The organism is Streptomyces sp. NBC_01216 (assembly GCF_035994945.1).
GTDB lineage: Bacteria > Actinomycetota > Actinomycetes > Streptomycetales > Streptomycetaceae > Streptomyces.
Genome location: NZ_CP108677.1, coordinates 772,950 through 786,881 on the forward strand (window position 1 = coordinate 772,950; position 13,932 = coordinate 786,881).

The following is a 13,932-nucleotide window of genomic DNA, read 5'->3' on the forward strand; positions in this document are numbered from 1 at the left end:
GTGACTGGTGAGCGTTGGGCTCTGCGAACCTCGCGTACGCAGGTGCTGGCAGTCGCGGCAGCCCACTCCGACATCGTGGGGGTGTGGCTGGCGGAGGAGCCGGACAGCTACGACGCGCAGGTGATGCGTGCCCGCGTTTCGGTGGAGCGGGCCTTGCGCGCCCATCACCAGCGGCACGTAAGTGCTGTGGCGCTGGAGGAGGCAGGACGGCACGCCGCCCTGTTGGCAGCGCATCGCGAGCCTCGGGACCCCGTGCCGTGGGTGTGTCTGCTCGCCCTCGCCCAGGTCGACGAGGGCCAGTTGCGGCGGGAGCACCGTGAGCACTCGGCGGAGCCGATGCTGCCGACCGGGCCATGGGGGCTGCTGCACGGGGTCAGTCAGCGCGATCCGTATAACCGGGAGGCGTTCCACCGGGTGCTGCAGTTCATGCTGGCCCGTCCTGTCCCCGCAGCAGCCTCCCTCGCCTCGGTGTTCGACTTCGGCCGCTGGGTGGCCTCGTGGACTCCGGCGGGCTCTCCGCTGCTGCTTTTGCCGTTGTACGCGTTGGTCGAGCAGTGTCGGCAGCGATCCGACTGGCACCGCACCGATCCGCTGTGGCGGCGGCAGTGGGCTGATGAGCCAACGATCACGTACACGCTCAAGGCGTTTCACCACTGGTTCCGGGAGTCGGACGCTGCTGTGCGGTCGGTGATGGATCTACATCACCTCGCGTACGCCTTGTGGGCGGGCCACCGGTTCGTGGAGGCCGCCGAGGTATTCATGGCGGTAGGCGCGTACGCCGCCCGCGAGCCGTGGGCGTCCGTCCACGAGCAGCCGAGTCGGCCCGATGGCGGCGAAGCGCTACTACTGCGGGCCCGCCGGGAGTCCTTGTCCTTCGCTTGTACCCATGCACCTCGTGCCGGGCCATCGCTCTGACTTGGGCAGACCGCGCCGCTTGGCGCACTCCTGAATTCCCGTACCCGTTCAACCTATCTCCTACGGAGGCCCCCCAGTGTTACCAATACGCCGGTCTCACCGCGCCACCGGGAACACCGCCGACGACGCGTACCTGCGGGAACTGGGCTACGAGCCGGTACTGGCCCGCCGCATGGGCCCGTTCGGCAACTTCGCCATCAGCTTCTCAGTGATCTCCGTGCTGAGCGGCTGCATGACCCTGTACGGCTTCGGTCTCGCGACCGGGGGCCCCGCCGTGATGATGTGGGGCTGGATCGCCGTCGGCGCCATGGTGATGCTCGTCGGAGCCGGCCTCGCTGAGGTCACCTCCGCGTACCCCACCTCCGGCGCCCTCTACTACCAGGCCGAGCAGCTCGGTGGCCGCAAATGGGGCTGGTACACCGGCTGGCTCAACCTGCTCGGTCTGCTCGGTGCGATCGCCGGCATCGACTACGGCGCCGCGCTGTTCACCGGCGCCTTCTTGAACCTGCAGTTCGGCTTCGTCCCGACGCCGGGCAAGATCATGGCGATCTACTTCTGCATCCTCGCGCTGCACGCCACGCTGAACCTCTTCGGTGTCCGGCTGGTAAGCATCTTGAACTCCATCAGCGTGTGGTGGCACTTGGGCGGGGTCGCCGTGATCGTCGGCGCGCTGGCGATCGTGCCATCCCACCACCAGTCGCCGTCCTTCGTCTTCGGGGAGTTCGTCAACAACACCGGCTGGTCCGGCTCGCTGTACGTAGTGCTGATCGGGCTGCTGCTCGCCCAGTACACCTTCAGCGGGTACGACGCCTCCGCGCACCTGTCAGAGGAGACCACCAACGCGCAGGTCTCCGCCTCCCGCGGAATCATGCGGGCGATCGGCTGGTCGTGGCTGGCCGGGTTCGTGCTGCTGGCCGGACTGACCTTCGCCATCCAGGATTACGCCGCCACCCAGGCCAGCGCCACCGGGGTGCCGCCGGCGCAGATCTTCCTCGACGCCCTCGGCGTCGCCGGCGCGAAGGCCCTGCTGCTGGTGGTGATCGTCGCGCAACTGTTCTGCGGCAACGCCGAGACGGCCGCAGCCAGCCGGATGGTGTTCGCCTTCTCCCGCGACGGGGCACTGCCCGGGTCGAAGCTGTGGCGTCACGTCGATGCCCGCACCGGCACCCCGACCCGCGCGGTGTGGCTGTCGGTCGGCGCTGCCGCGGTCCTGGCGCTGCCGTCGCTGTACAGCCCGACCGCGTACGCCGCCGTCACCGCGATCAACGTCATCGGGATCACGCCCGCCTACGCCATCCCCATCTATCTGCGGATCCGCAACCGCCACCGCTTCCAGCCCGGCCCCTGGAACCTCGGCCGCTGGGGCGTGCCCGTCGGCGCGATCGCCGTGACCTGGGTGGTCTTCGTGACCGTGCTGTTCTGCCTCCCCCAGTCCCGGCCCGAGACCGGTCTCGTCTCCGTGACCACGTTCAACTACGCACCCATCGCCCTGCTGGTCGTCCTCACCCTGGCCACCGTGTGGTGGCGCGTTGCGGGACGCGACTACAAGGTGCCGACCGCGACGGCCGACGCGGGCTCGGGCATGGCCCGCATCCAGGAAGAGGTCGTGTGATGACCACTCTGTCCACCCAGACCGGAGCAACGCCGCGCCCGAGCAGCCCGCCGCAGAGTGAAGCCGATACCGCCTCGAACGCCCCGCAGCGGCCGGCCCGGGCGTTCAGCGTCGACGAGCTGCGCAAGGCCGTCGCAGCTGGCGTGATCGACACCATCCTCCTCGCCGTGCCGGACCTGCAGGGCCGCCTCAAGGGCAAACGGTACGGGGCGCGGCACTTCCTCGACCGCGTCCTCGACGGCGGTGCGGAAATGTGCGCCTACCTCCTGGCCACCGACGTCGACATGACGCCCGCCGACGGATTCGCCCTCACGTCCTGGACGAGCGGGTACGAGGACATGACGGTCGTACCGGACCCCTCGACGTTGCGGACCCTGCCGTGGATGCCGCGCACCGCGCTCATCCTCGGCAACGCGATCGGTCTCGACGAGGAGCCCATCGAAATTGCGCCGCGGCAGATTCTGCGCCACCAGCTGACCCGGCTTGCCGCCCACGGGCTGCACGCCCAGGCCGGCCTGGAGACCGAGTTCATGCTCTACCGCGGCACCAACACCCCAACCGCCGGCATCGGCCCTGGCGGACTCACGCCGGTGACCGAGGAGAACCTGGACTACGCCCTCGACCACACGCCAGACACCGACCGGCTCTTCCGCCGCCTACAGGGATCGCTGTCCAAGGCGGGCATGCCCGTCGAGGCGATCAAGACCGAAGGCGCCCCGGGTCAGGTCGAGGTCACCTTCCCCTACGGCCCCGCGCTGCCCGCGTGCGACAACCACCTCGTCTTCAAGCACGCCGTGCGCACCCTTGCTGGCCGCTCCAGCATGACGGCCACGTTCATGGCCTCCCCCCAGACCGGGCTGGCCAGCGGTCTCCACCTGCACATCTCCCTCACGCGCAGTGGTAACCCGATGATCACCGATCCGACCGGACGGCTGTCGGAGATCGGCGAGCAGGCCATCGCCGGGCTGCTGACAGCGCTGCCGGGGCTCGCCCCGCTCTACGCGCCGAACGTCAACTCCTATAAGCGGTACGTGCCGGGCTCCTTCGCCCCCACTCGCATGACGTGGGGGTGGGACAACCGCACCTGCGCCGTGCGGGTCACTGGCCACGGGCCGGGCGTGCACCTGGAGATACGCGTGCCGGGAGCGGACGCGAACCCGTACCTCGCTCTCTCCGCCGCGCTCGCTTCGATCATCCACGGCATCGAGCGGCAGCTCACCCCGCCGGCACCCTGCACCGCCAACGCCTACGAGGCCACCGACGCGGCTCTCCTGCCCCTCACCCTCGATCAGGCCCGCTCCGCGTTCCGACACAGCCCCATCGCCCAGGAGGCGCTCGGGAAGGACGTGGTCGAGCACTACGCCCACCTCGCGCAACTCGAACTCGACCACCACCGCGGCATCGTCACCGACACGGAACAGGCTCGCTGGTTCACCCGCGCCTGATCCCGCCGCACCAAGACCAGACTCCGGCCGGGAGAGTTCCCCCTCGGCCGGGGTCTGCCCCACCGGCACCACCACCACGCCGCCGCCGAAACGAAAGGCCCGTTCATGCCCGCACGGCCCGCCACGGCCGCCTCACATCCGACCCCGGCACAGGTGAAGATCGCCGGAACCCTCGCCCAGGGCATGAGTACCGCCAAGGCGGCAGCCGAACTGGGCCTCGCCGAGGGCACCGTCGCGATCCAGATGTCGCACGGGAACCGGAGGGCCGGAGTACGCCACCGTCACGCCCTGGTCCACGCGTGCTACGTCACCGAGCAGCTGCCTCGGCCGGGGCCGACAGCACCACCGCCCGGCGGTATCGACGACATCGAGACCAAGATCCTCTGGTCGCTCGCCCTGGACGGTACGTACGCCGAGATCGCGCAACACTGCGGCCTCCCCCACGACTCCATGAAGAAGCGGATCCGAGCGCTGCGCGCACGCTGGGGCGCCGAGCACGACCCGCACCTGATCACCCTCGGCTGGCTGTTCGGCGTACTCGATGCCTCCCACGGAACCGGCGGCCACCAGGTGGCATAACCGCAGACTGGCCACGTTGTCAGCGGCCCTTGGCAAGCTACTCCCCCACACAACAAGACGACACTGCGCACCCGATCCATCACTTCGTGTGATCACTCTGGGTGGGTGGCCAATTGGAAGGGTGCATCGGCATGACCGACATCCCCGCGAGGGTCGAAGACCTGATCACCACGGTGACCGGCCCCTTCGAGTTCATCGCCGAGCATTCGTGGCCGGGCCCCGACCGCCCCCGAGTCTGGGAAGTACGAGGCAGTGACGGCCAGCGGCGGTTCGTGAAGCGGCATGCCGGTCCGCAGGGGCACCGCCGCGAGGTTGAGGCCTACCAGCGGTGGACCCACTGCCTCGGTGCGGGGCGCGCTCCCACGCTGGTCGCGGCCGACACTGAAGCGCGGGCCATCGTGATCACGCCGGTCGCCGGCCGCAGCGTCCGCAGCCACCCTCTGGACGGCAAGGAGGAGCTGGAGGCATACCAGCAGGCCGGCTACCTGCTGGCACTGCTCCATTCAGTTCCCACCGGCACGGCCTCGCACATAGCCGGGGGCGAGGACGAGTGGGAGGCAGCCGTGGAGAAGATGCTCACCGGCGCCGCGCTCTACCTGCCGGCCGATGTCGGCTTGATGCTCCGCGACCTCACCCGGGAGCGCCCCGGCGAGCTGCCGGCGCACGTGTCCCATGCCGACTACCAGCCCAGGAACTGGCTGTGGGACAGCACCACCCGGACCCTACGCCTGATCGACTTCGAGCGGAACCGGCCGGCGCCAGCCGTCGAGGACCTCGTCCACCTCGCTGCAGGGGCCTGGAGCGAGGACCCCGCTCTGCGGGACGCCTTCCTCCACGGCTTCGGGCGCGCACTGACCGGACGCGAAGAAGGTGCCCTTCGGTACCTGACCGCTCTGGACGCCGTGAGCGGCCTGGTCCGAGGCCATGACTCCGACGACGACTTCCTGAGAGCACGTGCCCGCCGAACCCTGAACCTGCTCATCCAGGAAGGTCGCCCATGACCTGACCGAGGGTCCTCCCCCGGCCCGCCCAGCCCGCGCCCCTCACGGGACCAGAAAACCCGTCAGCCCCGTTCTCGGCCGTCCCACCCACTCCCTGCGAGGTCACTTTGCCGCCTTCCCCCGCCCATATCCGCGAGGTCCTCACCGCCTACCTCGCCCGCAACCCCGACGAAGTGCCTCAGCTGGCCGGCCTGGCCCAGGCTCTGGAGACGGGCGGCGAGCTCACGAGTAGGAGCACGCTCCCCGGGCACATCACCTGCAGTGCGATCGTCATCGACTCGAGCAGCAGCGTCCTGCACGTGCATCACAACGCCAGCGGGAAGGTGCTGACCCCTGGCGGGCACATCGAGAACGAGGACCGCACCCTGTTTGAGGCGGCCCTTCGTGAGGTTCACGAGGAGACTGGGATCCCGCCCGGCGCGCTGTGTGCTACCGCCGCGTACGGGCACGAACCCTTCGACATTGACGTGCACGACATTCCCGCCAACCCGGCCAAGGGCGAACAGCCGCACCTGCACTACGACATCCGCTTCGTGTGCCACCTCGTCGACGGCCCCGTCGACATCGTGCTCCAGCCCGAGGAAGTCTCCGGCGTGGAATGGCTTGCCTTCGAGGACGTGACGGCGCCGACCCTGCGCGCCAAGCTGCTGGCTTCTGGTCTCGACGGCGAGATCACGCCGGTGAACGCCTCCACCTTGATCCATGACGGCCGGGGACGGTACCTCCTTCACCTTCGTGATGACGTCCCGGGCATTTGGGAGCCGGGTTCCTGGTCTCTGCTGGGCGGCGGTCGCGAGGCGGGGGACGTGTCGCTGGAGGCTACGGCCCGCCGGGAGCTGTGGGAGGAAGCCGGCCTCGCCCTGTCCATGGTGGAGCCCTTCGCCGTGGAGCAGGCCACCGGCACCAATGGCATGACCGTCCCCGTCCAGATCTTCAGCGGCGAGTGGACCGGCGACCCGGCCTCCCTCGATCTCCAGGAAGGGGTCATGCTCGCCTGGTTCCACCCCGAGACGATGACCCGCCTCAGGATGAGCCCCTCCACCCTCGACCTCGTACGCCGCCACGCGGCCGCCCCGGCAGTCGCCGTCCACGCGGGCACCGGGCAGGCGGCCGTCGGAGAGCAGCGCACCCCATCGCGGGCCGGCAGCAGCAGCGTCCCGCACATCGTCGGTGTCCACCTCTACCTCCAGCGCGAGAAGGACGGGAAGGTCCTCCTCGGGCTCCGTCACCCCGACTCCGCGTACGCCGCCTCCACGCACCATCTCCTCGCAGGCCACTGCGAGCAGGAGTCCGCAGTGGCCTGCATCGTGCGGGAAGCCGAGGAGGAGGCAGGGCTGCTGATCGACCCAGACGATGTCGAACTCGTCCACGTGGTCCACATGATCGACAAGCCCGGAGCCCAACCGCGGATGGGACTGGTCCTTCGCGCTCACAGGTGGCAGGGCACACCCGAGGTCCGCGAACCCGATCGCTGCACGTCATGGGGATGGTTCGACCCGACCCAGCTTCCCGAACCCATCGTCCCATACACGGCGGCCGCCATCGCCGGTATCCAGGCCGGAAGGAGCTACACCGAGCTCGGCTGGGCCTGACCCCCGACCCGCCCCGAACCGTCCCCTACCTCCGGGAGGAATCTCCATGCCCGAAGCCGCCCACGCAGGCCGAACCGACGTGGTCGTGCCGCACCATAACTCCGGGCTGCCGCCGGATCCGGTGGAAGCCCGGGCGGCGATGGTCGCCCGACTCGAAGACGAAGGAGCCCTTCACCCGGGGCCGGTACGTGACGTGCTGCTGGAGTTGCCCCGTGAGGTGGTGATGCCGCAGGGGTACGCCCGGCGCACGGCCCTGGAGGAGCTGCCGGTGCAGTGGCAGCTGCTGGACTGGTCGGTGCCCGCGGACCGGCCGGAGTACCTCGAGGTCCTGCACTGCGGGGAGAGCGTTCTGGTCCAGCACGACGGCGAGCGCATGCTCGGGCGGACCGCCGGGCTGCGGCAGACGGGCGGCACGATGACGTCGCTGTCCAGCGGGATGTTCATGACCGCGGTGTTGATGGAGCAGCTTCAGCTGCGGCCCGGGTTGCGGGTCGCGGACATCGGCACCGGGGCCGCGGTGACGTGCGCGATTATCTCCAGCATCTGCGGGGACCAATACGTGGTTTCCATCGACCGCGACCCGCACGTCACCGAGGCCGCCCGCCACCACCTCGCCGCTCTCGGCCTGCATCCCACGCTCGTCACCGGCGACGGCGAGGCCGGCTGGCCGGGCGAGGCACCCTTCGACCGGATCTTCGCCTCCTACTCCTTGCACCGCGTACCGGCACCCTGGCTGGAGCAGCTCGCCCCGGACGGTACAGCGTTGCTCCACCTGACCACCGGTTCGCCGTCCTGGCCCGCACTGGCCGTCATCTCCAAGGGGCCGGCCGGGCAGGTCACCGGTGAGCTCCGGCCTGTCCGCTACGGGCACCGAGCCGGACACGGCCTGGACTGGATCTTCCTCAAGAAGCCCTTCCGGGACCGGATCGAGGCACGCGAGGGTGCCACCCTCACCCACGGCCGCCACGCTCCGCCCCCGGACACCGCGCGCGGATTCTGGCTCGCCCTCAACTTCCTCAACCCGGGACTGGTCCGTAACGGGGCTGCCGAGGACCTCGTGATCGGTGCGCCCGAGTGCGGATCCTGGGTCGCCGCCCGACCCGACAGCACGGGGACGGGTAGCTGGGAGGTCGCCTCGGCCGGTCCACGGGACATCTGGGAGGAGATCCATCACACCGCGAGCCGCTGGGCGGCAGCCGGCTCCCCCGGCTCCTACCAGCTCCACTTCGCAGCCGATGGCCAACAGCACCTGAGCGCCGGAGCAGACCGAGGCGAGCTCCTCTGGACACTGCCCGACGTGACCTTGCCGGCCCCGTGACCTCGCCAGCCCCCGAACTGATCCGTACAGCGCCCGCCACCAGGAGGTACTCATGACCATGCCGTCCAGCCCGCAGCCGCGTACGGGGCACTGCCAGTGCGGGAACATCCAGTTCACGGTCTGCGGGGAGGACGATTACGTTCACCTGTGCAGCTGCGAGGACTGCCAGTCCCTGTCCGGCGGTCCGGTGATGTCCTGGGTCTCCTTCCCCCTGGCCGGTCTGAAGTGGACCGGCGCCGGCGGTGAGCCGGCCTGGCACTACACGTGGCCGGACTCCCGCCGGGGCTTCTGCCCGAACTGCGTTATGCAAGCGGAACACGTGTCCAGGCACGTTGTGTCTCACGGATACCCAGCCTCGATGAGGACAACGGGCACGAGCCGGGGCGAGAACTCGCCGTCTGCACGGGTGCTCAAGGCCAGCCGATGATCACCGCTGCGCAGGAACGCCCAGGGCTTCATGCCTGCCTTTGCACGGGGCTCCGGGTCGGCTGCGGCCTGCCTTCATGGTGATCTCGGCAGCGATGCTCGCCGGGTTCACCGGCCTCCTCGTCGCCCCGGTGGCCCTGCCGATCGTCTGGCCGTACTGGTTGGGCTGGGACTGTGTTCCTTTCCCTTGGTGCTGGCCGTGATCGGCAACAGTGGCAGTAGCCCCGCCGAGACCACCGCCATCTCCAGCCTCTCCCAGTCCCTCGGCTACCTCGTCGCCGCCCTCGGCCCCCTCGCCGTCGGCCTGCTGCGCAGCACCTCCGGCGGCTGGACCCTGCCGATGGCCGCGCTGCTCGCAACGGCAGCCGCACAGCTCGTCATCGGCATGGCGCTCTCCGGCCGCCGAGGTGACTAGAAGCCCGGGCATCACTGTTCGCTGCGGACGTGGGGCCTTCGTAGCCTGACTTGGGCTGGCCGCGGTGCTGGCCGACGCCCACGCCACGTTCGCCGCAGGGTGGGTCTGCGGGCCGGACTGGTCGGCCCAGCCATGTGTCCCGGTCAAGGAGCGCGGCGCCCAGTGCGCCTCCGGGCTCGTTCAGCCTGGAAGCCCGCCAACCCGCGGGAGGTGATCGTGAAGGAGAAAGCGGGCCGGCCCGGAGACCGAGCCACACCCCAATGGATGCCACCTCGTGCAGTGCAGAAGGTGTTCGGTGAGGCTGGTGACTGGCTGACGGGAGTCTGCCGCTGCCTTAGTGAAGGGAATGCCTCCATGCGCGTTCTGAAGTCCACCGCCCTGGGCCAGACGCTTCTTCTTGCCGCAGCCATCACCGCCGGCATGAGCAGCCCTGCTGCCGCATCTCCGTCGTCTCCGGCTTCGTTGTGCCGTACGGACACCCAGGTTCCATGTGTTCCCGTGGAGGATTGCGCGAGGCCGTACGGCGCCAGCCCGACCGATGTTCTTGAATACGGTGTCCTTCTCCCGTGCCTTCGTCTTGGCACCGTCCGCTGCCTGGATCATGTAACCCATCGCGCTTCCGAGGGCCACGCATAGGGGCTCATCGGGATCAGAGACAGCGGTCGGCGAGGACCATCTACTCCTCAACTGCCGGCCCAGCACCACGCCCAGTCCAGCCGGAGGGCGGCCCCGAGCTCGGCGGGTTGTCACCGGATCCCTCGCCCCGTCACGTGAGCCCCCCGCTCACCTGCTCATCCTGAAGCAAGGGAGCCGCCCGGGGGCCGAAGCTCCGGACCTATCGGATGCGGAGGGCGTCGACGGCGATGCGGGCGGTTGTTCCGATGACGGTGTCGATGGCGGGGAGGGCGGCCGCGGGGTTGGCGGCGCGGGTGAAGACGGCGATGGCGTAGCGGCCGCCGTCGGGGTATTCGATGACGCCGACCTCGTTGCGGAGGGTGGGCAGAGTGCCGGTCTTTCCGGCGACGTGGACGTCGTCGAAGGGGAATCCGGAGGCCATGCGGTGGGGCCAGACCTGGAGGCCGAGGAGGCGGCGGATCGCGGCGCCGTGTTCGGGTGTGCATGCCTCGTCGCGCCAGATCGCGGTGAGCAGGCGGGTCATGTCGCGTGGGGTGCTGTGGTTGGTGCGGGCGGGGTCCAGTGCGCGTAGGCGGGCGATGACGTGGGGGTCGCTGAGGGCCTGCGCTCCGGCCGGGCCTGCGTCTTCGCGGATGGTGGCGAGGGTCTGGGCGAAGGTGTGCGGGGCGTGGGTGGCGGTGAGGCCCAGGCGCCGGGTCGTGGTGTTGACGGCGTCCAGGCCGACTCGTTCCAGGAGGAGTTCGGCGGCGGCGTTGTCGCTGACGGCCGTCATGAGGTAGGCGGCGTCGCGCAAGGAGATCCGGACGGTGTCGAGCATCGCGGCCAGCCCGGTCGGGCCTGGAGTGCGTCCGGTGGGCGGGCAGTCGAGTGCTTCGGTCAGGTCCAGGGCACCTCGTTCGGCGTGCTGGTGGAGGGTGAGGAGCAGGCAGAGCTTGTGGACGCTGGCGGTGACGACGCGCTGGTCGGCGCCGGCGCCGATCTCGGCGCCGGTGTCGATGTCGACGGCGTGGAGCCAGCCGGTGGCGCCGGCTTCGGTGAAGGCGGTGCGGATGCGTGCCAGGGGTTTCACAGCCAGTACTCCGATGAGGGACGCAGGTGCAGGGGGCTGGTGGGCATGTCGGCGAAGACCCCGGCGGTGTTGTGCAGGACGTCGAGGGCGGTGTCGGTGAAGGCGGTGACGGCGGCGCTGGTGCGGTCCTTGGGCCAGGCGGTGGAGAAGCGCAGTGAGAGGGGTGCGCCCGTGAGCGGCCGCCAGACGATACCCGGGCCGCTGGCGTCAGCCGGGTGCGTGGGATCGGGCGGGGCGAAGGCCACGGCGTGGACCGAGTCGATCAGGCCGCGGACGAAGCGGTCTCCCTGCCCGTGGCGGACGGTGGCGGGGGTGTAGCCGCCGCGTGCGCAGGTGGTGAGGAGTTCGTCGTAGACGGCCGGGGCGTCCGCGCGGGGAAAGAGGACCAGGTCGTGCCCGGTGAGAGCGGACAGCGGCACGTCGACGTGTGCAGCCAGGGGTGACTCCGGTGGCAGGAGCACACCGAGTTCACGGCGCAGTACGGGGCCCAGCGCGAGTCCTGACGTGTCGCAGGGGTGGTGGACGACCCCGGCGTCGAGTTCGTGGGCCGCGATACGGGCGAGCTGTTCGGTGGTGGACAGCTCGTGGAGTTCGACCTCCAGCCCGGGCTGGAGGCGGTGCAGGCCGGCAAGGACCGCGGCGACGGGCTCGGCGGCAGTGCCGGAAGGGAGCGCGGCCCGCAGCAGTCCGGTGCGGCCGTCCCGGACGCGGCGGGCAGCGGCCAGGAAGGTGTCAGTGCCGGCGAGCAGGGCGCGTGCGTGGTCCAGGAGGAGGGCGCCGCCCGGGGTGAGGGTGACGCTGCGGCTGGTGCGTTCGAAGAGCCGTACGCCGAGCTCCTTCTCCAGACGCTGGATGCGCTGGGACAGGGGCGGCTGGGCCATGCCCAGCACGGAGGCGGCCCGGCCGAAATGTCTCTCCTCTGCAACAGCAACAAAACAACGCGCATGTCCGACTATGTCCATAAGCAGCAATAATATCAAAAACGCATCGTTGGTACTTTGATTGCGATATTGGACACGGCGGTGGGGCGGATGCTCATCTCGGCACATGCTTACGTCCACGTTCCCAGCGTCCGTGCCCCTCGTCCTGCTGCTCGCAGTCGGCCTGACCGCCTGCACCTTGGCGTGCGCGCCGGGCACCGAGCCCAACCCGACGACACGACACCGGCCCGACCGACCTCCAGCAGCCCACCCCGCGGAGGGCGAACGCCTCCACGAAACCGACACCCCGCGGCCGCGCCGCACGCGCGAAGGAGCCTTCGATGCCTGAATCGCCCCACCCCGCCCCTACCCTCCGCCGACGTCCCCGCATCCTGCGGATGGCTGTGGCGACGGCTGCCGCCACAGCCCTGGCCGCGACGGCCGGCGCGTACGCCACGCAGTGGGGACCGTTCGAGCCGGACCAACCGGCCGTCCATCCGGACGCCGTGGCCCAGGCGAAGGCGTTCCTGGCGGACTGGGCCAGCGGCCGTGCCGACAGTGCGGCCGCCCGCACCACCAGCCCCGCCCAAGCGCAGACGACCTTGCGGAACTTCACCACCGGACTCGACATCACCGAGCCGGACCTTACGGCGGGCGCGGCAAGCGCAGCGAAGGACGGCACCGTCACCCTGGCCTTCTCCGCAAAGATGCCGGTCATCGGCCTCGGCACCTGGTCCTACGACTCGCAGATACCCGTACGGCGCCAGGAAGACGGAGCCTGGAAGATCGCCTGGGACATGTCGCTGGTCCACCCGCACCTGAGCAGCACCGAGAAGTTCCGCCTCCAGCGCGAGGACACGGGCGCCTCCTCTGTCACCGATCGCACCGGAAAGCCCCTCGCCCCAGACACCAGCCCTTCCCTCAAGCCGCTGCTCGCCCAGATCGCGCAGCGCGCGGGCGCCGGCCCGCGCGGCGCCATCGAACGCGTCAACCGGGCAAGCGGACAGGTGACCGCAACCGAGGCCCGCTTCGGCAAGGAAGGCGCCGCGGCCGGGCAGCACATCCGCAGCACGCTCGACTCCCGATGGCAGGCGGCCGCCGATCAGGCCCTGGCCGCCAAGGCCGGCGGCAAGGACGCCGCACTCGTCGCCCTGCGCATCGACAACGGCGAGATCCTGGCCGCGGCAAACTCACCGGCCGCCGGATTCAACCGCGCCCTGTCCGGCACCTACGCCCCCGGCTCGACCTGGAAGATCGTCACCACCACGGGACTGCTGCTGGACGGCGCTGTGAAGCCGGACGACATCGTGGACTGCCCCAAGTACCTGACCGTCGGCAAGCAGTTCCACAACGTGGAGACCTCCGAGTTCCCCGGTGCGACGTTCACCAAGAACTTCACCGAGTCCTGCAACACCGGATTCATCAGCCTGCGCGGCAAGCTCGGCGACGGCGAACTCGGCGAGGTCGCCGGCAAGTACTTCGGCATCGGCCAGAAGTGGAACGTGGGCCTTCCCACCTTCGACGGATCCGTACCCGCCCCCGGCGACCAGACCGAGAAGGCCGCCTCGATGATCGGCCAGGGCCGCGTCCTGGGAAACCCCCTGACCATGGCCTCCGTCGCCGCCACCGCCGCCTCCGGCACCTTCCACCAGCCCACCATCACCCCCGACACCGAAGACAAGACCACCACCACCGCGCTGCCCGCCGAAGTCGTCACCCAACTGCGCAAGCTGATGAGGGCCGCAGTCACCGACGGCACCGCACGCGGCCTGGCCGGCCTGCCCGGCAACGTCGGCGCGAAGACCGGCACCGCCGAAGTCAGCGAGAGCGCCCCGAACAACGGCTGGGTCGTCGCCACCCGCGGCAACGTCGCCGTCGCCGTCGTCGTCGAAGGCGGCATCACCGGCGGATCCTCCGCCGTACCGGTCGTGCACCACCTCCTGGAAGCCCTCCCACAGGACGGGGCCTGACCCCGTCGGCTCCCTGACCACTCACTCGTGCACG

At 69.9% G+C, this 13,932-nt stretch carries 12 protein-coding genes; 10 read left to right on the plus strand and 2 right to left on the minus strand.

The genetic code is table 11. The annotated features are described in order from the left end of the window. Window positions 1-42 precede the first annotated feature (42 nt). The 9 genes from OG393_RS03385 to OG393_RS03425 all read left to right on the plus strand — a co-directional run bounded on the left by OG393_RS03385 (window position 43) and on the right by OG393_RS03425 (window position 9,303). Window positions 43-915, plus strand: a complete 873-nt coding sequence (locus OG393_RS03385) for a hypothetical protein (RefSeq protein ID WP_327373047.1) — start codon at window positions 43-45, stop codon at window positions 913-915. Window positions 916-991: 76 nt separating this feature from the next. Next, the gene (locus OG393_RS03390) at window positions 992-2,527 is read left to right on the plus strand and encodes an amino acid permease (RefSeq protein WP_327373048.1); all 1,536 of its coding nucleotides are present in this window, start codon (window positions 992-994) and stop codon (window positions 2,525-2,527) included. After that, on the plus strand, window positions 2,527-3,972 hold the full coding sequence (locus tag OG393_RS03395; protein WP_327373049.1) for a glutamine synthetase family protein: 1,446 nt from the start codon (window positions 2,527-2,529) through the stop codon (window positions 3,970-3,972). The genes OG393_RS03390 and OG393_RS03395 overlap by 1 nt, the downstream gene beginning before the upstream one ends. Window positions 3,973-4,077: 105 nt before the next feature. Continuing rightward, on the plus strand, window positions 4,078-4,551 hold the full coding sequence (locus OG393_RS03400) for a hypothetical protein (RefSeq protein ID WP_327373050.1): 474 nt from the start codon (window positions 4,078-4,080) through the stop codon (window positions 4,549-4,551). A gap of 131 nt (window positions 4,552-4,682) precedes the next feature. Further along, window positions 4,683-5,552, plus strand: a complete 870-nt coding sequence (locus OG393_RS03405) for a phosphotransferase enzyme family protein (RefSeq protein ID WP_327373051.1) — start codon at window positions 4,683-4,685, stop codon at window positions 5,550-5,552. 107 nt (window positions 5,553-5,659) lie between these two features. Continuing rightward, complete coding sequence (locus tag OG393_RS03410; RefSeq protein ID WP_327373052.1) at window positions 5,660-7,144, plus strand: NUDIX hydrolase; 1,485 nt, start codon at window positions 5,660-5,662, stop codon at window positions 7,142-7,144. A 46-nt stretch (window positions 7,145-7,190) separates the two neighbouring features. Beyond that, window positions 7,191-8,462, plus strand: a complete 1,272-nt coding sequence (locus OG393_RS03415; protein WP_327373053.1) for a methyltransferase domain-containing protein — start codon at window positions 7,191-7,193, stop codon at window positions 8,460-8,462. Window positions 8,463-8,520: 58 nt separating this feature from the next. Further along, the gene (locus OG393_RS03420; RefSeq protein WP_327378292.1) at window positions 8,521-8,889 is read left to right on the plus strand and encodes a GFA family protein; all 369 of its coding nucleotides are present in this window, start codon (window positions 8,521-8,523) and stop codon (window positions 8,887-8,889) included. 189 nt (window positions 8,890-9,078) lie between these two features. Continuing rightward, window positions 9,079-9,303, plus strand: a complete 225-nt coding sequence (locus tag OG393_RS03425) for a hypothetical protein (RefSeq protein ID WP_327373055.1) — start codon at window positions 9,079-9,081, stop codon at window positions 9,301-9,303. An 835-nt stretch (window positions 9,304-10,138) separates the two neighbouring features. On the opposite strand, the gene OG393_RS03430 is transcribed toward OG393_RS03425, so the two are convergent. Then, window positions 10,139-11,008 (minus strand): serine hydrolase, encoded by an 870-nt coding sequence (locus tag OG393_RS03430; RefSeq protein WP_327373056.1) that lies wholly within the window; start codon window positions 11,006-11,008, stop codon window positions 10,139-10,141. Next, window positions 11,005-11,970 (minus strand): LysR family transcriptional regulator, encoded by a 966-nt coding sequence (locus OG393_RS03435; protein ID WP_327373057.1) that lies wholly within the window; start codon window positions 11,968-11,970, stop codon window positions 11,005-11,007. The genes OG393_RS03430 and OG393_RS03435 overlap by 4 nt, the downstream gene beginning before the upstream one ends. A 299-nt stretch (window positions 11,971-12,269) precedes the next feature. Here OG393_RS03435 and OG393_RS03440 point away from each other — a divergent pair, with 299 nt between their 5' ends. After that, window positions 12,270-13,898: a penicillin-binding transpeptidase domain-containing protein gene (locus OG393_RS03440; protein ID WP_327373058.1), complete on the plus strand. Its 1,629-nt coding sequence runs from the start codon at window positions 12,270-12,272 to the stop codon at window positions 13,896-13,898. Window positions 13,899-13,932: the final 34 nt, after the last annotated feature.

Bases quoted from the DNA above. Each gene is read 5' to 3' on its own strand.
- OG393_RS03435 (WP_327373057.1), bottom strand. From the start codon at position 11,970: ATGGACATAGTCGGACATGCGCGTTGTTTTGTTGCTGTTGCAGAGGAG.
- OG393_RS03415 (WP_327373053.1), top strand. From the start codon at position 7,191: ATGCCCGAAGCCGCCCACGCAGGCCGAACCGACGTGGTCGTGCCGCAC.
- OG393_RS03440 (WP_327373058.1), top strand. From the start codon at position 12,270: ATGCCTGAATCGCCCCACCCCGCCCCTACCCTCCGCCGACGTCCCCGC.
- OG393_RS03400 (WP_327373050.1), top strand. From the start codon at position 4,078: ATGCCCGCACGGCCCGCCACGGCCGCCTCACATCCGACCCCGGCACAG.
- OG393_RS03420 (WP_327378292.1), top strand. From the start codon at position 8,521: ATGCCGTCCAGCCCGCAGCCGCGTACGGGGCACTGCCAGTGCGGGAAC.
- OG393_RS03405 (WP_327373051.1), top strand. From the start codon at position 4,683: ATGACCGACATCCCCGCGAGGGTCGAAGACCTGATCACCACGGTGACC.
- OG393_RS03395 (WP_327373049.1), top strand. From the start codon at position 2,527: ATGACCACTCTGTCCACCCAGACCGGAGCAACGCCGCGCCCGAGCAGC.